The organism is Gilliamella bombicola, from assembly GCF_900094945.1.
Classification (GTDB): Bacteria; Pseudomonadota; Gammaproteobacteria; order Enterobacterales; family Orbaceae; genus Gilliamella; species Gilliamella bombicola.
On record NZ_FMAQ01000012.1, the window covers coordinates 1 to 23,345 of the forward strand.

20 protein-coding genes are annotated in these 23,345 nt (G+C 36.2%); 4 read left to right on the forward strand and 16 right to left on the reverse strand.

Annotated features, from left to right (window positions below; translation table 11 throughout):
- Positions 1-421: 421 nt before the first annotated feature.
- Positions 422-1,240, reverse strand: a complete 819-nt coding sequence (gene murI, locus GA0061081_RS08840) for a glutamate racemase (RefSeq protein ID WP_091349999.1) — start codon at positions 1,238-1,240, stop codon at positions 422-424.
- A gap of 217 nt (positions 1,241-1,457) precedes the next feature.
- Here murI and metK point away from each other — a divergent pair, with 217 nt between their 5' ends.
- From metK to GA0061081_RS08860, 4 genes are all read left to right on the forward strand, one after another.
- Positions 1,458-2,609 (forward strand): methionine adenosyltransferase, encoded by a 1,152-nt coding sequence (gene metK, locus GA0061081_RS08845; protein WP_085246999.1) that lies wholly within the window; start codon positions 1,458-1,460, stop codon positions 2,607-2,609.
- Positions 2,593-3,096 carry a SprT family zinc-dependent metalloprotease gene (locus GA0061081_RS08850; protein WP_085247000.1) on the forward strand — a complete coding sequence of 168 codons (504 nt, stop codon included), beginning with the start codon at positions 2,593-2,595 and terminating at the stop codon, positions 3,094-3,096. The genes metK and GA0061081_RS08850 overlap by 17 nt, the downstream gene beginning before the upstream one ends.
- 199 nt (positions 3,097-3,295) lie before the next feature.
- Positions 3,296-3,721 (forward strand): hypothetical protein, encoded by a 426-nt coding sequence (locus tag GA0061081_RS08855; protein WP_141683359.1) that lies wholly within the window; start codon positions 3,296-3,298, stop codon positions 3,719-3,721.
- Complete coding sequence (locus tag GA0061081_RS08860) at positions 3,721-4,563, forward strand: 23S rRNA (adenine(2030)-N(6))-methyltransferase RlmJ (RefSeq protein WP_085247002.1); 843 nt, start codon at positions 3,721-3,723, stop codon at positions 4,561-4,563. The genes GA0061081_RS08855 and GA0061081_RS08860 overlap by 1 nt, the downstream gene beginning before the upstream one ends.
- 60 nt (positions 4,564-4,623) lie before the next feature.
- Here the strand turns inward: GA0061081_RS08860 and GA0061081_RS08865 are convergent, their stop codons facing one another.
- The 15 genes from GA0061081_RS08865 to rpoC all read right to left on the reverse strand — a co-directional run bounded on the left by GA0061081_RS08865 (position 4,624) and on the right by rpoC (position 23,267).
- Positions 4,624-4,992 (reverse strand): diacylglycerol kinase, encoded by a 369-nt coding sequence (locus GA0061081_RS08865; RefSeq protein ID WP_091350004.1) that lies wholly within the window; start codon positions 4,990-4,992, stop codon positions 4,624-4,626.
- Between the two features lie 21 nt (positions 4,993-5,013).
- Entirely contained in the window at positions 5,014-5,973 is a 960-nt protein-coding gene (gene accA / locus GA0061081_RS08870; protein WP_091350007.1) for an acetyl-CoA carboxylase carboxyl transferase subunit alpha, read from the reverse strand.
- Between the two features lie 195 nt (positions 5,974-6,168).
- The gene (gene dnaE, locus GA0061081_RS08875; protein WP_091350011.1) at positions 6,169-9,648 is read right to left on the reverse strand and encodes a DNA polymerase III subunit alpha; all 3,480 of its coding nucleotides are present in this window, start codon (positions 9,646-9,648) and stop codon (positions 6,169-6,171) included.
- Positions 9,649-9,843: 195 nt separating this feature from the next.
- On the reverse strand, positions 9,844-11,088 hold the full coding sequence (gene fabF, locus GA0061081_RS08880) for a beta-ketoacyl-ACP synthase II (RefSeq protein WP_091350014.1): 1,245 nt from the start codon (positions 11,086-11,088) through the stop codon (positions 9,844-9,846).
- A 160-nt stretch (positions 11,089-11,248) separates the two neighbouring features.
- Positions 11,249-11,482, reverse strand: a complete 234-nt coding sequence (acpP, locus tag GA0061081_RS08885; RefSeq protein ID WP_034910452.1) for an acyl carrier protein — start codon at positions 11,480-11,482, stop codon at positions 11,249-11,251.
- A gap of 150 nt (positions 11,483-11,632) precedes the next feature.
- A complete protein-coding gene (fabG, locus tag GA0061081_RS08890; protein ID WP_091350017.1) occupies positions 11,633-12,367 on the reverse strand; it encodes a 3-oxoacyl-ACP reductase FabG in 735 nt (244 codons plus the stop codon).
- Between the two features lie 16 nt (positions 12,368-12,383).
- Positions 12,384-13,319 (reverse strand): ACP S-malonyltransferase, encoded by a 936-nt coding sequence (gene fabD / locus GA0061081_RS08895; RefSeq protein WP_091350019.1) that lies wholly within the window; start codon positions 13,317-13,319, stop codon positions 12,384-12,386.
- A gap of 35 nt (positions 13,320-13,354) precedes the next feature.
- Positions 13,355-14,308, reverse strand: coding sequence for a beta-ketoacyl-ACP synthase III (locus tag GA0061081_RS08900; protein ID WP_091350022.1), 954 nt, complete (start codon positions 14,306-14,308; stop codon positions 13,355-13,357).
- Positions 14,309-14,312: 4 nt separating this feature from the next.
- Positions 14,313-15,359 (reverse strand): phosphate acyltransferase PlsX, encoded by a 1,047-nt coding sequence (plsX, locus tag GA0061081_RS08905; protein WP_091350024.1) that lies wholly within the window; start codon positions 15,357-15,359, stop codon positions 14,313-14,315.
- Positions 15,360-15,392: 33 nt separating this feature from the next.
- Complete coding sequence (gene rpmF, locus GA0061081_RS08910) at positions 15,393-15,560, reverse strand: 50S ribosomal protein L32 (RefSeq protein ID WP_025316508.1); 168 nt, start codon at positions 15,558-15,560, stop codon at positions 15,393-15,395.
- A 4-nt stretch (positions 15,561-15,564) separates the two neighbouring features.
- On the reverse strand, positions 15,565-16,074 hold the full coding sequence (gene yceD / locus GA0061081_RS08915; protein WP_091350026.1) for a 23S rRNA accumulation protein YceD: 510 nt from the start codon (positions 16,072-16,074) through the stop codon (positions 15,565-15,567).
- Between the two features lie 707 nt (positions 16,075-16,781).
- Complete coding sequence (locus GA0061081_RS08920; protein WP_085247020.1) at positions 16,782-17,693, reverse strand: TPM domain-containing protein; 912 nt, start codon at positions 17,691-17,693, stop codon at positions 16,782-16,784.
- An 8-nt stretch (positions 17,694-17,701) separates the two neighbouring features.
- On the reverse strand, positions 17,702-18,298 hold the full coding sequence (locus GA0061081_RS08925) for a LemA family protein (RefSeq protein WP_085247021.1): 597 nt from the start codon (positions 18,296-18,298) through the stop codon (positions 17,702-17,704).
- A 356-nt stretch (positions 18,299-18,654) separates the two neighbouring features.
- Positions 18,655-18,966, reverse strand: coding sequence for an antibiotic biosynthesis monooxygenase family protein (locus tag GA0061081_RS08930; protein WP_091350029.1), 312 nt, complete (start codon positions 18,964-18,966; stop codon positions 18,655-18,657).
- An 83-nt stretch (positions 18,967-19,049) separates the two neighbouring features.
- Positions 19,050-23,267, reverse strand: a complete 4,218-nt coding sequence (rpoC, locus tag GA0061081_RS08935; protein WP_085247023.1) for a DNA-directed RNA polymerase subunit beta' — start codon at positions 23,265-23,267, stop codon at positions 19,050-19,052.
- Between the last annotated feature and the right edge of the window lie 78 nt (positions 23,268-23,345).

Consider the following 23,345-nt stretch of genomic DNA (forward strand, 5'->3'; position numbering starts at 1 on the left):
ATCTGAGCCATGATCAAACTCTTCAATTTAAAGTTTGATGCTCAATAACTGTCTCTGACATATTCAAATGAATCTTCAGTGTCACTTATCAAGACTTGATTTTTTTAAGTCCGTAGACTTTTAATTCTTCGTCTCGCAAGTGCCCACACAGATTGTCTGTTTCTTCTTTTTAAAGAGCTGACAGCTTCTATTTTTAATCAACTTTTCGCTGATTTAGTTTGCTGTCTCAAGGGCTGCGTATACTACGCTACACCTTTTTATTCGTCAAGAACTTTTTTAAAAATTTTTGACCTTATTCACTAACCTTACTCACCGCCTGCTTGGCGCTGACTGCGTGTCAGTGGATGCGCATTATAGGCTCTTCTCTTTTTTTAGCAAGCAAAAAAGATCAAACAGCTACTCACTTGAACAAACTTTAAACTTACAAAACATTAATATTTTGATATTTATTAAGATTATAGTCTGATAATTTTTTAATCAATTTTTCCACAGACTGATCATAGTATGTACTCACCACAATGTTTTCAGTCATAAATGGAGGTAGTTGTTTTAGATCGTATTTATCATTTAACAAATTATAAACCCTTGCTGCAATCGCATGACCGGAATCTATAAAGGTAGCTTGAGGAAAAATCATCTGTAATTCTTTTTTAATAAAAGGGTAATGTGTACAACCTAGCACTATTGTATCGGGGATGATCGGTAATCTAAGCCAAGGTTGCATTAATTCTTTTAGCTGTTGGATATCTACAGTAATGCCTTGTAATTTATTTTCTGCTATAAGTGCTAATTCCGATAGACCTAACAACTTAACAATGCAGTTTTCTGCGAATTGCTGGATTAAGTCCGTTACATAAGTTCTTTCTATTGTCGCTTTAGTTGCTAATAGCCCAATACATTTATTTTTAGTAAGCAAGCTAGCTGGTTTAATCGCTGGTACAACACCAATAATAGGAAAAGAAAATTTAGAACGCAAACTTGGCAAACAGATAGTACTAGCTGTATTACAGGCAATAACAGCTAAATCAATTGAGTAAAATTGAGTAACAGCATCAATAACCGAATCTACTCTATTAATTAAAAATTCTGGAGATTTATCCCCATAAGGAAACATCTCATTATCGAATGCATAAATATAGTGTGCATTAGGCATTTTATTATAGATTTCATGATAAACAGATAAACCACCGATACCTGAATCAAATACTAACACTGAAGGAGATTGTTTTATGGTATTCATTTTTAGCTATAGATTATTAAATAATAAATTAGAAACGCTCAATATCGTAAATTGATTAAAAATTAAAGCAAGTAATTTTACCTAAGCCAATATTGCATTTCGTTTGATAAATATGGACTAGACGTCTAGATGGTAAAACTGCTAAAATGGATAAATATATTAAAGACTAATATTATATTTCAAGCATCATACAAGAATTAAATTAAGAAGGTATTACATGTCAGAATTTCTATTTACTTCAGAATCTGTTTCTGAAGGTCATCCAGATAAAATCGCCGATCAAATATCTGATGCTGTGCTTGATGCTATTTTAAAACAAGATCCAAAAGCACGAGTCGCATGTGAAACGTATGTAAAAACAGGTATGGCTTTAGTGGGTGGTGAAATCACAACTTCAGCTTGGGTAGATATTGAGGAATTAACCAGAAAAACCATTAATGATATCGGTTATACCAGTTCAGAAATGGGATTTGATGCAAATTCATGTGCGGTGCTTAATGCTATTGGCAAGCAATCTCCTGACATTAATCAAGGCGTCGATCGAAAAGATCCACTAGAACAAGGTGCAGGCGATCAAGGTATAATGTTTGGTTATGCGACCAATGAAATGCCAAACTTTATGCCTGCAGCCATAAGTTATGCGCACGATTTAATGCGTCGCCAAGCAGAAGTCAGAAAAAATGGTACACTTCCTTGGTTAAGACCCGATGCAAAAAGCCAAGTCACATTAATTTACCAAGACGGTCAAATAAAAGGGGTTGATACTATCGTTTTATCTACTCAGCATTCAGAAGCCATTGACCAAAAAGCATTACATGAAGCTGTTATGGAAGAAATCATTAAACCTACATTACCAACCGAATGGTTAACGTCAAGGACTAAATACTTTATTAATCCAACTGGACGCTTTGTTATTGGTGGTCCTATGGGAGATTGTGGGTTAACTGGCCGCAAAATTATTGTAGATACTTATGGCGGAGCCGCGCGTCATGGAGGTGGAGCTTTTTCAGGAAAAGATCCATCAAAAGTTGACCGTTCAGCAGCTTATGCTGCACGCTATGTAGCAAAAAATATTGTTGCAGCTGGACTTGCTGACAGATGTGAATTACAGATATCTTATGCAATTGGTATTGCCAATCCTACATCAATTTATGTTAATACTTTTGGTACTGAAAAAATCGATCACCATAAAATTGTTACACTTATCAAAGAATTTTTTGATTTAAGACCTTATGGATTGATTCAGATGCTTGACCTTATTCAGCCAATTTACCAACAAACTGCAAGTTACGGTCATTTTGGGCGAGATATCTTTCCTTGGGAAAAAACCGATAAAGCAGCACTACTTCGCGATGCAGCTGGACTATAAACGCATACCAATTTATTTACATAATCAGGTAATGGCTTGTTTAAGAACTCACTTAATACAAGCCAATCAACTTCTACATACTCAATATACAGAACCTAAAATCATCTATAAACCGAAAGGGAGCATTGCGGGCAGTGCATTTTTAGTACGTTGGGAAATTCAACTTAATTCAATTATGTTACTAGAAAATGGTATGCATTTTATTGAGGAAGTGGTACCTCATGAATTAGCCCATCTAATTGTTTTTAAAGAATTTGGAAAAGTAAAGCCACATGGTAAACAATGGCAATATATTATGTCAGAAATATTAGGCAAAATCCCAACGACCACTCATCGTTTTACAGTACACCGCAATACTTATTTATACTACTGCAAGTGTCAACAACATCACCTAACATCCATAAGACATAATAAAATTCAAAATAATAAAACTAGTTATTTATGCCGTAAATGCGATACTATACTCAAACTTAAAAACACTACTTGATATTAAGATATACATGTGTAAATTAGATTATCATTTTTACAAAAGTTCCTTATCGATTATTATTCTTGGTATTACTCTTTATATTATAGGTAATTTTTTTATACCTTTATATAATGGACTTACTGTCACACTTATTGAACATGTTCAATCACTCTTTTTATTATTTATGTGCGGCTATACTTACTGTTATGCAAAAAAAATGGCTGAACATTCAAATCTATATAAATTTTGGATTTGGACAATATTTTGGTGGTTGATGCTTTTTGGTCGGGGGATTAGTTGGGGGCGAGACTTTTTTCCTGAAGTACCGCGTTTTTATTATAAAATTATTGCTAGTTTTTTAATAGTAATTCCAATACTCAGTATGTTTTTACCTACAATCCGTCAAGAAATTGTTCGTCGCTACAAATTTGAAAAAATTCCAGTGTGGCATATATTTTTGGCTTTTTTATTCTTAGGTATAGCTGATATTGCAGAACACCACCGTATTGGCCATCAATTCTTAGTTATAACAAGGGAACGAAAAGATTTAATAGAAGAATTAATGGAGATCCCCTGCCTTCTTTGTTTAGCTTTAACGACCTTCTATATGCAAAAAAATGAACAAAAGAAGGAGAATTTATAATGTTAAGCTATCGTCATAGTTATCATGCAGGTAATCATGCGGATGTATTAAAACATATTGTTTTAACATTCTGTATTGAATCATTAAAAGAAAAAGAAAAACCTTTTTTATATTTAGATACACATTCAGGCGCAGGTCGATACCTATTAAAAAGTGAACATGCTGCAAAAACAGGTGAATATTTATCAGGAATTAATTTGATTTGGCAACAATCTAATATCCCTGCATTGTTAAATACCTATATATCGATACTAAAAAGATATAATCCTTTTGAAGAATTAAAATATTATCCTGGCTCACCATTAATTGCCAAGCAATTATTACGTGAGCAAGACAAGCTCAATCTTACTGAATTACATCCAACTGATTATCCTTTATTAAGGCAAGAGTTTAGTAAAGATAAACGAACAAAAATTTTACGTGAAGATGGCTTTTCTCAATTAAAATCGAAGTTACCACCAGATTCACGCCGAGGCATAATATTGATCGATCCTTCCTATGAAATAAAGGACGATTATCAAACAATTCCTACAGCACTGTTTGAAGCCTATAAGCGTTTTGCAACTGGTGTCTATTTAATTTGGTATCCTGTTGTGTCTCGCAGCCAAACACAAAAAATGATTGATGGCATTGTGAATTTAGGTATTAAACGAATTTCACAGTTTGAGCTAGCAATAAAACCAGATAACAATCAAAAAGGCATGACCGCATCAGGAATGATAGTAATTAATCCACCATGGAAATTACATGAACAAATGCATGCAGTTATGCCATGGCTAAAAACAACGTTAGATACAGAAAAAACCGGAAATTACATAATTAAAGAACTCGTTTCTGAATAGTTTTTTATTAGTTGTCTATTGTCACAAAGATTCTAAAAAAATCTATGTCTAAGTAAAAAGTCATGAGAAAAAGTGACAAGAAAATAGATAGATCCACAGGGTAATAGTCAATAATAACGACAAAAATACAGCAGCTGAACCATAATCCTTCGCTCGGCCAGATAGCTCATGTCTTTCATGGCCGATACGATCAACAACACACTCGATTGCACTATTAATTAACTCGGTAATCATCACAACACCGATCGAACCAAGTAACAAAATACGTTCATAAATAGAAAAATCAACCAGCATTACAATAGCATAAGCCACTCCTAATACAATTAACTCTTGACGAAATGCAGCTTCATGTTTGATTGCTGATTTTAAGCCTTTTAAAGAGTATTTTGTCGCATTAAAGATACGAAGTAATCCTGTCGATTTTTTCATTATAATGTTCCAGATTTAAAATTACCTTACATAACCATAGTTCATCAAACGTTGAAATCTTCTTTCTAGTAATACAGATAAATCCATACTTTCAAGTTCATCAAGATCACTAAGTAGCTGAGTTTTGAGTGAAACAGATATAGCAGTATAATCTCGGTGAGCCCCACCAAGTGGTTCTGGTACGATTGAATCAATCAAATTTAACTTTAATAAATTATCTGCTGTCATATTCATGGCTTCAGCAGCAATAGGGGCTTTGTCGGCACTTTTCCACAAGATAGAAGCACAACCTTCCGGTGAGATAACAGAATAAGTACTATATTGAAGCATATTTACTTTATCTGCTACGCCAATCGCTAGTGCTCCCCCAGATCCACCTTCGCCAATGACTGTACAAATGGTGGGCACTTTAAGGCGTGACATTTCTCTTAAATTACGTGCAATAGCCTCTGCTTGACCCCGTTCTTCAGCACCGATACCTGGGTAAGCTCCGGGAGTATCAATAAAAGTAATGATAGGCAATTTAAAACGTTCGGCTAATTGCATTAATCGTAAAGCTTTACGATAACCCTCTGGAGCCGGCATACCAAAGTTTCGATAAATTTTCTGTTTTGTTTCACGTCCTTTTTGATGTCCAATAACTACCACAGCTCGTCCATCAATACGAGCTATTCCACCAACAATTGCTTTATCATCGGCATAAGCCCGATCTCCAGCTAATTCATCAAAATCAGTGAAAATTTCTTTTATATAATCCAATGTATAAGGACGATTTGGATGTCTAGCTAATTGCGCAATTTCCCAAGGAGTTAAATTAGCAAATATTTTTTTTGTTAATTCACGACTTTTTTTATGTAATTGCTTAATCTCTTTATCTAAATTAATATCTAATTCAACTTGTTGTGAATCAATATTCTTTAAGGAATTAATTTTTGCTTCTAATTCCGCTATCGGCTTTTCAAATTCCAAAAAATTGTTCATAACGCTTGTAATTGCCTCTTAATTTATTTGGTATTTTAAAAAAATACACTCTTTAATATAGTATACTGACTAATTTTTAAGATAAAATTAAATCAATTCTACTATGTAATACTCATTGAAGTCACCTATATTTATATCATTAGACCTCAACAATTCCAATATCGTGCCACTTGCATTTACTGGAAGTAGCTTTATTTATTCAAACTCAAATTCAATACGATCAATACCAAGTAGTGTTTTTAATTCAATAATTAAAGCATCTTCTGGAATAACTCTCCATGTCGTGCCAAATTGAATCCTAACAACTGAATCATCTCGATGATAATATAAGTTAACAGGTACACTACCATGCCGATAAGGTTCAAACAGTTGTTGTAAACGTTGTAATATTGATTGATTTGTTTCACTTTCAGTTAAAGTAATCGACAATCCTTTCACATATTTAGCTCGAGCATCTTTTAGATCAACAATATCACGCACAGATATTTTAAAACCACCGTTAAAATCGTCATGACTCACTTGACCTGTAACAATCAATATTTTATCTTTTACAAGTAAATGTCCAAAATTTTCTAAAGACTCCGCAAAAAGCATACCATCAATTCGACCTGAACGATCGTCCAAAGTAAACAAACCAATTTTTTTACCTTTTTTAGTAATGCGAACCCGAGAATCAGCAACAATACCTGCAAAAGTGACCATCTTCCCCCAACCTGTTGGAGAGGCCTCACTAATTCGTAGTCCACCTGTATAACGATTTAATTCTTTTAAATATTGAGTTACTGGATGTCCTGTTAAATAAAGTCCTAAGGCCTCACGTTCCCCATCAAGCAAAACTTGATCAGGTAATTCAGGAACTGCAGCATAAGCATGCTCAACTTGTTCAGGCTCTTCCGCCAAAACACCAAACATATCTTCTTGACCAATATCTTGCGCTTTAGCATATTGATCTGCCGCTTGCATTGCATCATTAATGCTATGCAATATAGCCGCACGATGAGGACCTAATTTATCAAAAGCTCCTGCCATAGTGAGTTTTTCAAGTACTCGGCGATTGATCTTCTTCATATCTGTTCGAGCACAAAGTTCGAAAATATTTTTGAAATATCCCCCACTGTTACGTGCTTCAACAATTGCCTCTATAGGACCCTCGCCAACACCTTTTATAGCCCCAATACCATAAACAATCTCACCTTTATCATTTACATGAAAGTGATATAGGCCGCTATTAATATCTGGAGGATTGACTTTTAACCCCATCCGCAAACATTCATCAACCAAACCAACAATTTTATCGGTATTATCCATATCGGCGGTCATAACCGCAGCCATAAATTCGGCAGGATAGTGAGTTTTTAACCATAAAGTTTGATAAGAAACAAGCGCATAAGCTGCCGAGTGAGATTTATTAAAACCATATCCGGCAAATTTTTCAACCAAATCAAATATTCGCATCGACAGCTCACCATCAATACCTTGTTTTTCAGCACCATCTTTAAAAACAGAACGTTGCTTTGCCATCTCTTCAGGTTTTTTCTTACCCATAGCTCGGCGCAATAAATCAGCACCTCCCAATGTATAACCAGAAAGAGTCTGTGCGATTTGCATCACTTGTTCTTGATATAAAATAATACCATACGTTGGTTCTAAAATAGGTTTTAATGAGTCATGTTGGTACTTAATATCAGGGTAAGAAACCTCTTCTCGTCCATGTTTTCGGTCAATAAAATTGTCGACCATACCTGATTGTAGGGGACCTGGACGAAATAATGCAACTAAAGCGATCATGTCCTCAAAACAGTCGGGCTTTAGACGTCTTATTAAATCTTTCATACCACGGGATTCAAGTTGGAACACCGCTGTAGTTTCAGCTTTTAATAATAATTCAAAAGATTTTTCATCATCTAAAGGAATTCGGGTAATATCGACTTTTTCGCTACCCTCTCGCAGCTGACGGTCATTAATCATTTTGATTGCCCAATCAATAATGGTTAATGTCCGTAATCCCAAAAAGTCAAACTTTACAAGACCTGCATATTCCACATCATTTTTATCAAACTGAGTAACCGGATGATGTCCTTCTGGATCACAATAAATTGGAGAAAAATCAGTTATCTTAGTAGGTGAAATTACAACACCACCGGCATGCTTACCAGCATTTCGGGTTACCCCCTCTAATTGACGTGCAATGTCAATTAATGATTTGACTTCTTCATTATTATCATATAACTCTTGTAACTGAGGCTCAATTTCAAAAGCTTTGGCTAGTGTCATACCTGGATCTAAAGGTATTAATTTTGAAATACGATCGACAAACCCATAAGGATGCCCAAGCACTCTTCCAACATCTCGAATGACCGCTTTAGCTGCCATAGTACCAAAGGTAATAATCTGGGAAACAGCATCGCGACCATACATATCAGCCACATGATCAATAACCAGATCGCGTTTTTCCATACAGAAATCAACATCAAAGTCGGGCATTGAAACACGTTCTGGATTTAAAAAACGTTCAAAAAGTAAATCAAACGCAAGTGGATCTAAATCGGTAATTTTTAAAGCATATGCAACTAGCGAACCAGCACCAGAGCCTCGTCCTGGACCAACTGGAATATCATTATCTTTCGACCATTGTATAAACTCCATAACAATCAAAAAGTAACCAGGAAAGCCCATTTGGTTAATTACAGTTAATTCGGTTTCTAGACGCTCATCATATTCAGGGCGTCTTTGCTTTCTAACTTCTGGATCAGGAAATAAAAACGCTAGTCTTTCTTCTAATCCTTCGCGTGATTTATGCACTAAAAAGTCTTCAGTTGACATATCGCCGGTTGGAAATTTAGGTAAAAAATATTCACCCAATCGAATGGAAACATTACAGCGTTTTGCTATTTCAACACTATTTTCAAGCGCTTCAGGAATATCAGAAAATAGTTCGCACATTTCCTGTTCTGTTCGTAGATATTGCTCTGCCGAATAGTTTTTAGGTCTGGAAGGATCTTCTAGCGTATTACCATCATGAATAGCAACACGAATCTCGTGAGCATCAAAATCAGAGGATTTCAAAAATCGAACATCGTTAGTTGCAACAACGGGTAACAAATATTGCTCAGCTAAATTTACAGCACGATGAATAAATAGTTCTTCATTAGCTCGGTTAGTTCGTACCAACTCAAAATAAAAGTATTCATTAAAATTTTCGAGATAATAATTAATCGCATTATCAATGATAACTTGATTATTACGAATAATACCTATACCAACATCACTTTCTCGTCCAGCTAATACAATTAATCCAGCACGATGCCTAGTTAACCATTCCTGATCAACAATCGGTCTATCACCAAGATAACCACGTTGATAAGCTTGGGAAATCAATAAAGTAAGGTTATGATATCCTTCATTATTAGCAGCTAATAAAGTTAAATAATAAATATCATCAGGCATGTTTGAACTTTTTATAGCAAGATCTGCTCCAATAATCGGTTTAATACCTTTTGACATTGCCGAACCGTAAAATTTAACCAATCCACAAAGGTTAGTAAAATCTGTGATCGCAAAAGCAGGCATCTGTAACTTGCTCACTTCATTTACTAATGTGCCAACTTTTGCAATTCCATCAACCATCGAGAAATCACTATGTAAATGAAGATGAATAAATTTAGGTTCCACCATAATTACCAGATATGATTATGCTTAAAAAATTACATAGATTATAACACAAGCAGTAGGAATATTCTTACTCTCTTTAATTACAAGCTCTACTTGAATAAAAAAAGATAAGGATAGTTTCAATTATAATTTTTATAAATGAAAATTCCTATGTTAAAGGCATTCCGCCGATAAAATATTATCGGCGGATAGAGAAAACTAGATTTTTTTAAACAACACAGAACCATTAGTTCCACCGAAACCAAATGAGTTGCAAAGTGCATATTCTAAGTTTTTAACTTGACGAGCAGTATGCGGTATATAATCAAGATCACACCCCTCATCAGGATTATCTAAATTAATTGTTGGTGGCACAGATTGATCACGCAATGCAAGTACAGTGAAAATTGATTCAACAGCACCAGCGGCACCCAATAAATGCCCAATCATAGATTTAGTTGAACTCACCATCACTTTATTAGCATTTTCTTTAAAAATGCTTTTTACCGCTTGGGTTTCTGCTTTATCACCAGCTGGTGTTGATGTGCCATGAGCATTGATATAACCTACTTGCTCAGGCATAATTCCTGCATCGCGAATTGCACATTTCATTGCTAATGCGGCACCACTACCGTTTTCTGGGGGTGAAGTCATATGATAAGCATCGCCACTCATACCAAACCCGACAAGCTCAGCGTAAATTTTAGCACCACGCTTCTTAGCATGTTCATATTCTTCTAAGAACATGATTCCAGCACCATCACCCAACACAAAACCATCACGATCTTTATCCCAAGGACGACTTGCTGCTTTAGGATTACTGTTGTTGGTTGACAAGGCTCGAGCGGCACCAAAGCCACCAATTCCAAGTGGAGTACTGGCTTTTTCGCCACCTCCAGCTAACATTGCATCCGCATCACCATAAGCAATCATACGTGCAGCATGACCAATGTTGTGCACACCAGAAGAACATGCTGTTGCGATAGTAATACTAGGACCTTTTAATCCATAAATAATGGATAAATGACCTGCAATCATATTAACTATTGTTGATGGAACAAAAAACGGACTAATTTTGCGTGGTCCACCATTGACTAATGCACTGTGGTTTTCTTCAATTAGCCCGAGTCCACCGATACCTGAACCGATCGCACAACCAATTCGTTCTGCGTTTTCTTCCGTGATCTCAATGCCAGCATCTTGCATTGCTTGCATACCTGCAGCAATACCGTATTGGATAAAATAATCCATTTTACGTGCATCTTTACGTGAAATATTATAATCTTCGCCATTAAAGTTTTTAACCATTGCGGCGAAGCGCGTTGCGAAAGGGGCAGTATCAAAGTGTTCTATGAGCTCAACACCACTTCGACCTGCTAAAAGTGCTTGCCAAGTGGACTCAACTGTATTACCTACTGGAGATATCATGCCCATTCCGGTGACAACAACTCTGCGTTTAGACACATTGTCCTCCAGAAAAGGATTGAAATGAAATTTGAATCATTGAAAATTTTATTTTAAATTTTCTACCAATTTATACCAAATCTTCTCTAATTTAATAATTAAAGTTACTGATACAAACTAGGCGATCATTTGACCGCCTATGGTGAAAACTCTGCTAACCTTATTGATTCGCAGTAATATAATCAATTGCTGATTGAACAGTTGTGATTTTTTCAGCTTCTTCATCAGGAATTTCAGTATCAAATTCTTCTTCTAAAGCCATAACTAATTCAACTGTATCAAGAGAGTCAGCGCCAAGATCTTCAATGAAAGAAGATTCGTTTTTAACTTCTTCCTCTTTTACACCAAGTTGCTCAACAATAATTTTCTTAACTCGCTCTTCAATAGTGCTCATACTCTTTTTTTTCCTATAAAAATCGCCGAAAGTGGCGGTGAATGTAAGTTTATAAAATGTTGAAAAAGATGCCAATCATTTTCCAACCCAACTGCTTATTTTTTGTTCAAAATGTCAAAATATTGCTTTATTTTACACTATTCTACTCAATTACACCATATACATGCCGCCATTGACATGTAAAGTTTCACCAGTAATGTAAGATGCTTCATCTGAAGCCAAAAATGCCACAGCATTGGCAATTTCTGCAGGATCACCTAAACGACCCGCTGGAACTTGAGATAATGTCAGTGCTTTTTGTTCATCAGTTAGCGCATCCGTCATATCCGTTGCAATAAAACCAGGTGCAACCACATTAACAGTAATTCCTCGCGATGCAACTTCGCGAGCTAATGATTTACTAAAACCAATTAATCCTGCTTTAGCTGCTGCATAGTTAGCTTGACCTGCATTTCCCATTGTCCCTACTACAGAACCAATAGTCACAATTCTGCCATAACGTTTTTTCATCATTGTGCGCATTAATGCTTTAGATAAACGGAACACAGACGTTAAATTGGTATCTAAAATATCTTGCCATTCGTCTTCTTTCATTCTCATTAACAAATTATCACGAGTAATACCTGCATTATTAACAAGAATATCAATATCACCAAATTCCGTTTTAATTGTATTAATCACAGATTCGATTGATTCTTCATTGGTCACATTTAAGGATAAACCTTTACCATTTGAGCCTAAATAGTGGCTAATAGCCTCAGCACCTTTTTCTGTTGTTGCGGTACCAATAACAGTTGCACCACAAGAAACAAGTTTTTCAGCAATAGCCTTGCCTATACCACGACTTGCACCTGTAACTAAGGCAATTTTTCCTGATAGATTCATAACTACCTCTTTATTTTTACTTTGTATTTTCTAATGCTGTTTCTAATGATGCTTTATCATTAACCGCAATACCGGAAAGTGTATCAACAATACGTTTAGTTAATCCTGTTAATACTTTACCTGGCCCCATTTCAACTAAAAGTTTTACATCTTGTTTTGCCATATTTTCTACAGTTTCAGTCCAACGTACTGGGCTATAAAGTTGAGCAATTAATGCCGCTTTAATTTTTTCTGCAGATGTTTCAACTTTTACATCGACATTATTGATAACCGCAAACTTTGGTGCACTAAATTCAATATTATTTAATGCAACGGCTAACTTATCTGCAGCAGGTTTCATTAATGCACAATGAGAAGGTACACTAACCGCAAGAGGTAATGCTCGCTTGGCACCAGCTTCTTTACATAATATACCTGCACGTTCAACTGCCTCTTTATTACCAGCAATAACGACTTGTCCAGGTGAATTAAAATTCACTGGTGCAACAACTTGACCTTGAGCAGCTTGATCACATGCATTACGAATTGAATCATTATCAAGTCCAATGATTGCATACATAGCTCCTGTACCGCTTGGTACAGCTTCTTGCATTAATTTACCACGTAATTCAACCAATTTAATGGCATCTTTAAAATCAATCACACCAGCACAAACTAACGCAGAATACTCACCTAAACTATGACCCGCCATAAAATCAGGTTGTGCACCATTAACACTTTGCCATACTTTAAATATTGCAACAGATGAAGCAAGCAATGCAGGTTGGGTTTGCCAAGTTTTATTTAATTCCTCTGTAGGACCTTGTTGTACTAAATCCCACAAATTGTAACCGAGTACTTCAGAGGCTTCATCAAATGTTGATTTCACAATTGGAAAGTCATCAGCAAGATCTTTTAACATACCGACTGCTTGTGAGCCTTGTCCTGGAAATACCATTGCAAATTTGGTCATTATAAAATCCTTGATCATAAAAAATACATCATAAATTAAAATCTAACTAGCGCAGATCCCCAAACAAACCCACCACCAAAGGCCTCTAATAAAATTAGATGACCTCGTTGAATTCGCCCATCTCGCACACCAGTATCTAAAGCACAAGGCACAGAAGCAGCAGAAGTATTACCCTGCTTATCCAATGTGACAATGACTTTACTCATATCCATATCTAGGCGTTTTGCAGTTGCTGAAATAATTCTTAAATTAGCTTGATGTGGTACTAACCAATCTAAATCAGCTTTGTTAAATGCATTCTCAGTTAAAAGTTCATCAACCAAATTTGAAAGCTCTTTAACCGCCACTTTAAACACTTCATTGCCATGCATGGTCATGTAAACTGGATCATTTATATCACGGCGATCAACATATGGATATTTTAATAAGTCACCATATCGACCATCAGCATGAAGATGTGAAGCAATAATACCCGGTTCTTCTGATGCACCAACAACAACCGCTCCTGCACCATCACCAAAAATGATAACAGTCCCTCGGTCATTTGGATCTACACCGCGAGTTAGCATATCAGAACCAACAACCAAAGCATATTTAATAGCACCGCTTTTAACATATTTATCGGCAATATCTAACGCATAAACAAATCCCGAGCAAGCTGCAGACACATCAAATGCAATCACATCCCCTATTGCTAATTTAGCTTGTAATTCAGTTGCTGAGCTTGGAAAAGCATTGACTGAAGTCGCTGTCGCAACAATAATCATACCAATATCATTTTTATCAATATTAGCCATCTCAATAGCATTAATTGCTGCTTGATAAGCCATGCTCGTTACAGTTTCATCAGGAGCGGCAATGCGTCTTTCTTTAATGCCAGTACGGGTTGTGATCCATTCATCGCTGGTATCAACCATCTTTTCTAGATCAGCATTGGTTCTTATCTGTTTTGGAAGGTAACTCCCTGTTCCTAATATCTTTGTATACATCTAATTATTCGCTCTTGGGTAGTGCGGAAGAAAGACTCGTTGCAATCTTCTCAGGTATATTGGTTTGTATCGCAAAAATAGCTTGTTCAATTGCAGCAAAAAATGATTTTTGGTTGGCACTACCGTGACTTTTAATCACAATACTTTTAAGTCCAAGCAAACAAGCACCATTATATCGTCCGGGATCTAAATAACCAAAATTTTTTGACACCTTTCTTTGTAACCATTTACTTAATAGCTTCATTAATAATGAATTGTGATCAAAAGACGACTTAAATAACGACATGAAAATTTTAACTAATCCTTCTACTGTTTTTAAAGTCACATTGCCAACAAAGCCATCACAAACTAACACATCGGTCTTACCAGTCAGAAGCTCATTACCTTCTAAATAACCAATGTAATTAATTTGATCATTCGATTTTAAAATAGAAGCAGCTGCACGTATTTTATCCAATCCTTTAATGTCTTCTTCTCCAATATTAAGCAATGCAACTCGAGGATGTTCAATTTTAAGCAGCGTTTTAGCTAAAATTTGCCCCATTATGGCAAATTGCACAAGCATATCACTATCACATTCAGCATTCGCCCCTAAATCCAACACAACTGTATTTTGATTATTTAGAGCAGGAATTATAGCAACTAAAGCAGGACGATCAATACCTGTTAAAGAGTGTAAAAGTAATTTAGAAAGTCCCATCAGTGCGCCGGTATTACCGGCACTCACGCAAGCTTGGACATTGTTATTTTTAACCAGTTCAAGAGCTATTCTCATTGATGATCCTTGACTATGACGAATCGCATAAGAAGGCTTCATATCATTAGTAATAACGGCCGTTGACTCAGTCAAAATTAAACGCCTATCTTGTTGATATTGAGAAATAAGCTTTTTATTTTCTTTTGACAAAAAAAGACTAATTTCTGTTGGATCACCCACCAGAAAAATAGAAAGGTTTGGATAACAATTTAGAGCTTGTATTGCAGCAGGAACAACAACACGAGGACCTAAGTCCCCGCTCATAGCATCTAACGCAATGGTTAGACTATCCAAAATGTCACCTAATAATTTCTAATTTCAGAGTAATTATTTAGAAATTACTTTACGACCACGATAATAACCATCTGCGGTTACATGATGACGTAAATGTGTTTTACCTGATTCATCAACTGAGATATTAGCAACTGTTAATGCATCATGAGAACGACGCATACCACGTTTTGCACGAGTTTTACGATTCTGTTGAACAGCCATGGATTTACCCCTTATTCTTTAAACTAACTAAAATTGCAAATGGATTCGGTTTTTCATTCTCACTTGGAATGTCACCAAATACCATATCAGCCTCTGACACTTCGCAGTGTTTACTATCATGTACCGGCGCAATTGGTAACGAGAGAATGATTTCGTCCTCAAGTAACGCTAATATATCTACTTCGCCAAACTCGTTCATAAGAACGGGCTCATAATGTTCCGGTAGTGCCTCTGCTTGAGCATCGCTCTTAACAGGACTAAATTTATTCATCACATGAACTTCTGTGATAAAAGGTTTAAAACAACGTTGGCAAATCAGTTCTAACGTTATTTTTGCATCAATTGTAATAACACAAAGCCGCTGCTCATCAAACTTAAAAGATAAGCTGCACTCAATATCACTTTGTGGACTTTCAACCCTAGCTACACTTTTAGCTGGATAATATCCAATATAATCAAGCCTTTTTTGTGCTGCTTTAATTGGGTCAATTGTTAATGGCAATTTATTTTGCATAAAATATGCATGCTACCTTAAAGTTACTCTTATGTTCCTTCTTAAAAAGAACACAATACATAAGGCGCGCATATTACCTTTAAATAAGGTTTTCGTCAATGCTAGATTATAATATAATTTGATTTAAATATTGAACATTACTTTAATATTTTTTAATTTATGTAACTTTATTATTGTTATAACAGTTTCATCATAATCATACATTTTATATGATTGGATTTTTCTTGATTAGGCGAGTCCATAATTGTTCTGAAGGCAATTTGCATACGTAAATAGTTAAATTCAACATCTAAAATCACACTGCCTAGAAAGAAAAAAACCTTCAGGAATTTCACGAACAGCACTAATAACAGTCGTATTTATTTTAAGGAGTTCATATTTTTGAGTAATTCTAGTTATAAAAACCCAACAACTATAAAGTAAATACCCTTGCCTTCGGCATTTGGCTTTAATTCAATACATTCAAATTAGTTTGTCTAAGTCTATCTACCATTATATTATCTTCAACCATATGACTTCATCATAAAATAAGCTAAAGTTAGCTTTCCACTTAAAAGCACGCCTAGCCTAAGATTGACTGGGAAAATCTATTTATCCTTCAATTAAAAGCTCTAAAAACCGACAAAAACTTAAATAAAATCAATATCTTTTCTGACTACTTTTTAGTCGTTAATATTTAACTAGATGTTGTGATAGGATTAATTGTATTACCAACTACCGGATGCCCCCCCACCTCCACTGCGACCTCCTCCGCCACCGCTAAAGCCACCAGATCCACCACCGAAGCCACCACCTGATCCACCAAAACCGCCACCACCACGGCGGTTACTGCCGCCACCGCGACCACCTCTAGCAGTTAAAATGCCGCTTATCATGGTGCTGACAACGAAAGCTAAAAATAACAGAGGTAATGCGATATGTACTGGGTAACCTTGCCATAAAGTAAATCCACCAATAGACAGTCCGTTGAGTAAACCTGTTCCTAAACTTCGTTTGGCACTAACTTTGGTGATAAATAGACTGGTTAGTAAAAAACAGATAAAAAATGATACTAGTCCATAGTTAATTAGTTTGGAACCAAAGTCCCCCGCCAATAAAGTATTGAGATTTTGGTCCTGAGTATCATCGTCTTTTGGGTTAGAATCATCAATTTTTTGTTTCAGTACCAACAATGCATTGTCAATACCTTGATAATAGTTATTTTTCTGAAACTGTGGAGCTAATTGTTCGCGAATAATATGGCTAGCAACTAAATCGGTAATGGTTCCTTCAAGTCCATAACCAACTTCAATGCGCATACGTTTGTCATCTTTTACTATCAGTAATAAGATGCCATTATCTTGCCCTTTTTCACCGATTTTCCATTGAATAAAGACTCTATCTGCGTATTGTTCTATGGTTTCATTATCAAGCTTAGCGATCATTAAAACCGCTATTTGTTTCCCGTCTGTCTGTGATTTTTCATAATCACTCAAATTTGCTTCAAGTGTGCTTAATTGTGACGATGTTAATGTATTAGTCGTGTCAATCACTCGATGTTTGAATGCGGGAATATCAGTTAGCCCATAACTGAGCCAACTAATTATGAACAATATGCTACATAGAAAATATTTTTTCACGATAATAATTATCCAAAATTCACTGCGGGAGGATTAGACATTTGCTTTTCATCATCTACCGTAAATTGCTGTTTTGGTTGTTTTCCTAAGCTATCAGCAATCCATTTAGTCGGTAACTTACGGATATAGATATTAAATGTTTGTACCGCTTCGATATATCGCCCGCGCGCAACAGTAATGCGATTTTCAGTACCTTCAAGCTGACTCATTAAATCTTGATAAAGGGTGTTGGCTTTCAGTTCTGGATAGTTTTCACTTACTGCGATTAAGCGACTTAATGCTGAACTCAATTCTGATTGTGCTTGTTGGAATTTTGAGAATGTAGCTGGGTTAGTTAGCTGATCAGCATTAATCTGAATCGATCCGACTTTTGCTCTAGCTTCAGTTACTTGGATTAAAACTTCTTTTTCGTGTGTGGTGTAACCTTTTACGGTATTAACTAAATTAGGGACTAAATCAGCTCTACGCTTGTATTGATTGAGTACTTCAGACCATGCGGCCACTACCTTTTCGTCCTTTGTTTGGATGCCATTGTAACTTGTAAAATAGATAAACGCCCCAATAACAACTAACACTACAATGATTAATAACGATTTGATTTTCATCCGTACGCCTGAAATTGTTGTTTATTTTACGAACAGTTTAAGAAAAGGGGAATGTTCCTGTCAAGAAATATAAAAACCTTTACACACTTGTGCTTGGCTATATTTTATTAGCTAGAAATCAGTCAGAAAAGGCATTGATTTTATTGGAGTTTTTACTTTAGCATTTTAAAATAAAATCAACTATTTATATAATAAATCCGACATTTACTGCTAGATTTTAGGCACCTTTGTTATTGTCATATCGGCGTCCAAATCAATTTATTATTGCTCACAAAACTTAGTTGGACTGACTGAATAAATGATAAATAGCTAAATTAGCTTTTTTGCATTTATGTCAAACTTGATATCTGAATTTATTATAATATAACGTCAAAACATTCTAATTGTGCCGACTCTAAATAAATATCACTGTTATTTGGTCGGTTATTCGTATTACGGTGGGTATGCTTAAAGTGTTCAGAATTAACCCAAGCTTCAAAATCAGCTTTAGATTGCCACTCAGTAAATGAAGAAAATAGTGTATAATTTTCTTCTGTTTTTCCTTGTAAAAAGTAAAAACGGTTAAACCCTTTCATTTCTTTCAGATGGCTATCACGATTTCGCCATATTTCAATAAATGTATCTTCGCTACCCCGTTTAATTTTAAAACGGTTCATTACAATGTACATACCAATCTCCTTTTATAGTTTTATAACATGACATAAAAAAATAGCACGCATGGCGTGCTATTTGTAAATTAAACCGAATGAGACTATTGATTCTCTTCAGCAGAGTTTAACAATTCAGCTAAATTAGCGGTTGCTTCTTCTGCTGAAATTGTTGTTTGAATCTCATCAGTTGATGGCATTGCGCGTTTACGTAAACGTTCTTTATGGTAAGCATACCCCGTACCTGCTGGAATTAATCGACCAACAATTACGTTTTCTTTTAAGCCACGTAATTCGTCATTTTTACCCGCCACCGCAGCTTCGGTTAAAACGCGAGTCGTTTCTTGGAACGAAGCGGCAGAAATAAATGATTCAGTTGTTAGTGATGCTTTAGTAATACCAAGTAAATCGTGTAAGTAAACAATTGGTTCTTTATTTTGCGCTTCAAGTTCACGGTTGATAATCTTCAAGCGTGAAACTTCAAGTTGTTCACCTTCAAGTAAACGAGAGCCACCTGGATGAATAACCGTTGCTTTACGTAACATTTGGCGTACGATAACTTCAATGTGTTTATCATTAATTTTTACACCTTGTAGACGATAAACTTCTTGAACTTCGTTAACAATATAACGTGTTACCGCATTAACGCCACGTAGACGTAAAATATCATGCGCAGATTCAGGACCATCAGAAATCACATCACCACGGCCAACTTGTTCGCCTTCAAATACGTTAAGTTGACGCCATTTTGGAATCATCTCTTCATATGGTTCACTACCATCTAATGGCGTGATAATTAAGCGACGTTTACCTTTTGTTTCTTTACCGAATGAAATGATACCATCAATTTCAGCCAAGATAGCTGGTTCTTTTGGTTTACGTGCTTCAAATAAGTCAGCAACACGCGGTAAACCACCGGTGATATCTTTAGTACCTACAGATGCTTGTGGAATACGAGCAAGTGTATCACCAATATTGATTTCAGCACCATCTTCCAACTGTACTAATGCTTTACCAGGTAAAAAGTATTGCGCAAGCATTTCTGTACCAGCAAGATAGATATCATCACCTTTAGCATCAACAATTTTGATGGCTGGACGTAAATCTTTACCAACACCAGTACGTTCTGCTACATCTAGTATAGCAATAGATGATAAACCTGTTAATTCATCGGTTTGACGCGTAATTGTTTGACCATCAACCATATCCACAAAACGGACAAAACCTCTAGTTTCAGAGATAACTGGCATAGTATGTGGATCCCAGTTAGCCACTGTTTCACCCGCATCAACCGCAACACCATTACCTTTACTTAAAATCGAACCATAAGGCACTTTATAGGTTTCTTTCATTCGACCTAAGTCATCAATAATGGTTAATTCAGCATTACGCGAAGTAATTACTAGTTTCTTATCTGGGTTAGTTACAAATTTAGCATTAGTTAATTTAATACTACCTTTGTTTTTAACTTGAACACTTGATTCTGCAGCTGCTCGCGATGCCGCACCACCAATATGGAACGTACGCATGGTTAACTGTGTACCTGGCTCACCGATTGATTGCGCCGCAATAACACCGATTGCTTCACCTTTATTGACCAAGTGACCACGTGCTAAGTCACGACCATAACATTTTGCACACACACCAAAATCAGTATCACACGAAACAACTGAGCGCACTTTAACGCTATCAACAGATTCAGCTTCAAGTAAGTCACATTTACTTTCATCAAGTAATGTGTTACGTGGGATTAAGATATCCGCACTACCTGGTTTTAATACATCTTCAGCCGTAACTCGACCTAATACTCGTTCACGAAGTGGCTCTTTAACATCACCGCCTTCAATAACAGGTGTCATTACCACGCCTTCTAAGGTGCCACAGTCATCTTCAATGACCACTAAATCTTGTGCCACATCAACTAAACGTCGCGTTAAGTAACCTGAGTTCGCGGTTTTTAATGCGGTATCAGCAAGACCTTTACGCGCACCATGCGTAGAGATAAAGTACTGAAGTACGTTTAACCCTTCACGGAAGTTTGCAGTGATAGGCGTTTCGATAATCGAACCATCTGGTTTTGCCATCAAACCACGCATACCAGCAAGCTGACGAATCTGTGCTGCAGAACCACGCGCACCAGAGTCGGCCATCATGTAAATACTATTGAAAGAAGATTGAACCTCTTCTTCACCTTCACGGTTAATTACTTTTTCAGTTGATAAGTTATCCATCATCGCTTTAGCAACGCGTTCATTCGCAGCAGCCCAAATATCGATAACTTTGTTATAACGTTCACCTGCAGTTACTAAACCAGATTGGAATTGCTCTTGAATTTCAGCAACTTCGATTTCAGCTTCGTTGATGATTTGTGATTTCTTCGCTGGAATTTCCATATCATCAATACCAACTGATACACCTGAACGCGCCGCATAAGCAAATCCAGTGTACATGATTTGGTCAGCTAAAATAACTGTATCTTTCATGCCTAACTGGCGATAGCAGATATTTAAAATTTTAGAGATCGCTTTTTTACCCAAAGGCTGATTGATAACAGAGAAGCTCATCCCTTTTGGCATAATTAACCATAAAATTGCACGACCAACTGTTGTATCAACCACCGAGGTAGTATCTTCCCACTCACCTACACTATTACGTTGGCTTTCAGTAATACGGACTTTAACCTTAGCATGTAATTCAACTAGACCTAAACGATATAGCTTTTCAGCTTCTTTAGGACCGGTTAATATCATGCCTTCACCTTTGGCATTGACTTTATCACGAGTCATATAGTAAAGACCTAAAACCACGTCCTGTGAAGGAACGATTATAGGCTCACCACTTGCCGGTGAAAGAATATTGTTAGTTGACATCATTAACGCACGTGCTTCTAATTGTGCTTCTAACGTTAATGGAACGTGAACCGCCATTTGGTCACCATCGAAGTCAGCATTAAATGCCGCACAAACTAATGGATGTAATTGAATTGCTTTACCTTCAATTAGAATCGGCTCAAATGCTTGAATACCTAATCTATGTAATGTTGGTGCACGGTTTAGTAATACTGGATGTTCACGAATAACTTCATCTAAGATATCCCATACAATTGCATCTTCACGCTCAACCATTTTCTTCGCTGCTTTAATGGTTGTTGCATAACCGCGACGTTCTAATTTACCGTAAATAAATGGTTTGAATAATTCAAGGGCCATCTTCTTCGGTAAACCACACTGATGCAAATGTAAGTATGGACCTACAGTAATTACAGAACGACCAGAATAGTCAACACGTTTACCTAATAAGTTTTGACGGAAACGACCTTGCTTACCTTTAATCATATCAGCAAGTGACTTCAATGGACGTTTGTTTGAACCTGTAATTGCACGACCACGACGACCATTATCTAATAATGCATCGACCGATTCTTGTAACATACGTTTTTCATTACGTACAATGATATCCGGCGCAGCCAAGTCCAATAAACGTTTTAAACGGTTATTACGGTTAATAACTCGACGATAAAGATCATTGAGATCTGATGTTGCAAAACGTCCGCCATCAAGTGGCACTAATGGGCGTAAATCTGGTGGCAACACAGGTAATACGTTTAGAATCATCCATTCAGGTTTGTTTTCTGATTGAATAAATGCTTCAATAATCTTTATTCGTTTGGTCAGTTTTTTACGCTTAGTTTCAGAATTAGTGGTTGATAGTTCATCACGTAGTGCTTCACATTCCGCTTGCACATCAATATTACGTAATAACTCTTGGATAGCTTCTGCCCCCATGCGAGCATCAAATTCGTCACCAAACTCTTCTAACGCATCTAAATATTGTTCTTCAGTTAAAATCTGACCACGCTCAAGATTAGTCATACCACCATCAAGAACCATAAATGATTCAAAATAAAGCACTCGTTCAATATCACGAAGTGGCATATCAAGTAATAAACCGATACGAGATGGTAATGATTTTAAAAACCAGATATGGGCAGTTGGTGATGCAAGTTCAATGTGCCCCATACGTTCACGACGTACTTTAGCTTGAGTTACTTCAACTCCACATTTTTCACAAATCACACCTCGGTGTTTTAAACGTTTATATTTTCCACATAAACATTCATAATCTTTTACTGGTCCAAAAATACGCGCACAAAACAATCCGTCACGCTCAGGTTTGAACGTACGATAATTGATTGTTTCAGGTTTTTTAACTTCACCAAAAGACCATGAACGAATCATATCAGGAGAAGCAAGCCCTATCTTGATAGCATCAAAATCTTCTGTTTTTGTTTGTGCTTTTAGAAACTTTAGTAAGTCTTTCACAATTGACTCCTATGGAGTTAAACCAATTAGATAACTTATTATTGCTAATAAGTTATCCCTATAAATAGAAATCATTTA

Excerpts from the sequence above, each read along its gene's own strand:
- GA0061081_RS08900 (WP_091350022.1), bottom strand. The coding sequence starts at position 14,308 with ATGTATACAAAGATATTAGGAACAGGGAGTTACCTTCCAAAACAGATA.
- fabG (WP_091350017.1), bottom strand. The coding sequence starts at position 12,367 with ATGAATCTATCAGGAAAAATTGCCTTAGTTACAGGTGCAAGTCGTGGT.
- acpP (WP_034910452.1), bottom strand. The coding sequence starts at position 11,482 with ATGAGCACTATTGAAGAGCGAGTTAAGAAAATTATTGTTGAGCAACTT.
- GA0061081_RS08860 (WP_085247002.1), top strand. The coding sequence starts at position 3,721 with ATGTTAAGCTATCGTCATAGTTATCATGCAGGTAATCATGCGGATGTA.
- GA0061081_RS08855 (WP_141683359.1), top strand. The coding sequence starts at position 3,296 with ATGGCTGAACATTCAAATCTATATAAATTTTGGATTTGGACAATATTT.
- rpmF (WP_025316508.1), bottom strand. The coding sequence starts at position 15,560 with ATGGCTGTTCAACAGAATCGTAAAACTCGTGCAAAACGTGGTATGCGT.
- accA (WP_091350007.1), bottom strand. The coding sequence starts at position 5,973 with ATGAACAATTTTTTGGAATTTGAAAAGCCGATAGCGGAATTAGAAGCA.
- metK (WP_085246999.1), top strand. The coding sequence starts at position 1,458 with ATGTCAGAATTTCTATTTACTTCAGAATCTGTTTCTGAAGGTCATCCA.
- fabD (WP_091350019.1), bottom strand. The coding sequence starts at position 13,319 with ATGACCAAATTTGCAATGGTATTTCCAGGACAAGGCTCACAAGCAGTC.
- GA0061081_RS08865 (WP_091350004.1), bottom strand. The coding sequence starts at position 4,992 with ATGAAAAAATCGACAGGATTACTTCGTATCTTTAATGCGACAAAATAC.
- GA0061081_RS08925 (WP_085247021.1), bottom strand. The coding sequence starts at position 18,298 with ATGAAAATCAAATCGTTATTAATCATTGTAGTGTTAGTTGTTATTGGG.
- dnaE (WP_091350011.1), bottom strand. The coding sequence starts at position 9,648 with ATGGTGGAACCTAAATTTATTCATCTTCATTTACATAGTGATTTCTCG.
- murI (WP_091349999.1), bottom strand. The coding sequence starts at position 1,240 with ATGAATACCATAAAACAATCTCCTTCAGTGTTAGTATTTGATTCAGGT.
- GA0061081_RS08930 (WP_091350029.1), bottom strand. The coding sequence starts at position 18,966 with ATGTACATTGTAATGAACCGTTTTAAAATTAAACGGGGTAGCGAAGAT.
- GA0061081_RS08850 (WP_085247000.1), top strand. The coding sequence starts at position 2,593 with ATGCAGCTGGACTATAAACGCATACCAATTTATTTACATAATCAGGTA.
- yceD (WP_091350026.1), bottom strand. The coding sequence starts at position 16,074 with ATGCAAAATAAATTGCCATTAACAATTGACCCAATTAAAGCAGCACAA.